The organism is Mesorhizobium sp. M0664 (assembly GCF_040320565.1).
Taxonomy (GTDB): Bacteria; Pseudomonadota; Alphaproteobacteria; order Rhizobiales; family Rhizobiaceae; genus Mesorhizobium.
Genome location: NZ_JAMYPW010000006.1, coordinates 167,501 through 168,667, shown reverse-complemented (window position 1 = coordinate 168,667; position 1,167 = coordinate 167,501). Strand labels below are relative to the sequence as shown.

Annotated in this window: 1 tRNA gene and 2 rRNA genes (1 of these 3 running past the window's edge); all 3 read right to left on the bottom strand. The window is 56.7% G+C overall.

Annotation, left to right across the window (positions count from 1 at the left end):
• Positions 1-156: 156 nt before the first annotated feature.
• A tRNA-Met gene (locus NKI39_RS10745) sits at positions 157-233 on the bottom strand.
• 130 nt (positions 234-363) lie between these two features.
• A 5S ribosomal RNA gene (rrf, locus tag NKI39_RS10740) occupies positions 364-478 on the bottom strand.
• 96 nt (positions 479-574) lie between these two features.
• A 23S ribosomal RNA gene (locus NKI39_RS10735) occupies positions 575-1,167 on the bottom strand; it runs 2,206 nt beyond the window's last position.

Sequence of the window (1,167 nt, the reverse complement as noted above, 5' to 3'; positions counted from 1 at the left end):
TAACTTCGCTCGTAAGGGCGACCTTAAGAGCGCAGCCTCGCTACCGTGCCGTCCTCTCGCAAGGCGGCCTTCGCCGGAGGGTATCGCTAAAGTGTCCTGTCGCCGTACTTCAGCGCATACGAAAACGGCCCGCACAAGGCGGGCCGTTTTCGAATTTGGTTGCGGGGACAGGATTTGAACCTGTGACCTTCAGGTTATGAGCCTGACGAGCTACCGGGCTGCTCCACCCCGCGTCAACCCTAGAAGTAAGCCTTGGCTCACTGGATTCAAGCTTCCGCCAAATGAAAGGGCCGCTTGCGCGGCCCGATATCCCGTTGGCGGGCCTGTTCGTAAGGAGAAGATTAAACAACGTGCGCTTGGCAGACCTGGCAGCGACCTACTCTCCCGCGTCTTGAGACGAAGTACCATCAGCGCTGGAGCGTTTCACGGCCGAGTTCGGAATGGGATCGGGTGCAGCCGCTCCGCCATAACCACCAGGTCGGCAAAACGCACGTTGCTCGAGAAGCTGTTTTCTGTGCCATCCATCTCGGCGCAATCCAAGGATTGTCACCAGAAATGGGCATTAGGAATGAGAACGATCAAGCCGATCGAACTATTAGTACCGGTAAGCTTCAAGCGTTGCCGCTCTTCCACACCCGGCCTATCAACGTGGTCGTCTTCCACGGTTCTCAGGGAATACTCGTTTTAAGGTGGGTTTCCCGCTTAGATGCCTTCAGCGGTTATCCCGTCCGGATATAGCTACCCTGCTATGCGGCTGGCGCCACAACAGGTCCACCAGAGATCCGTCCATCCCGGTCCTCTCGTACTAGGGACAGATCCTTTCAATATTCCTACACCCACGGCAGATAGGGACCGAACTGTCTCACGACGTTCTGAACCCAACTCACGTACCGCTTTAAATGGCGAACAGCCATACCCTTGGGACCTGCTCCAGCCCCAGGATGCGATGAGTCGACATCGAGGTGCCAAACAACCCCGTCGATATGGACTCTTGGGGGTCATCAGCCTGTTATCCCCGGCGTACCTTTTATCCGTTGAGCGATGGCCCTTCCACGCGGGACCACCGGATCACTATGACCGACTTTCGTCTCTGCTCGACTTGTCAGTCTCGCAGTCAGGCAGGCTTATGCCATTGCACTCAGCGAACGATTTCCGACCGTTCTGAGC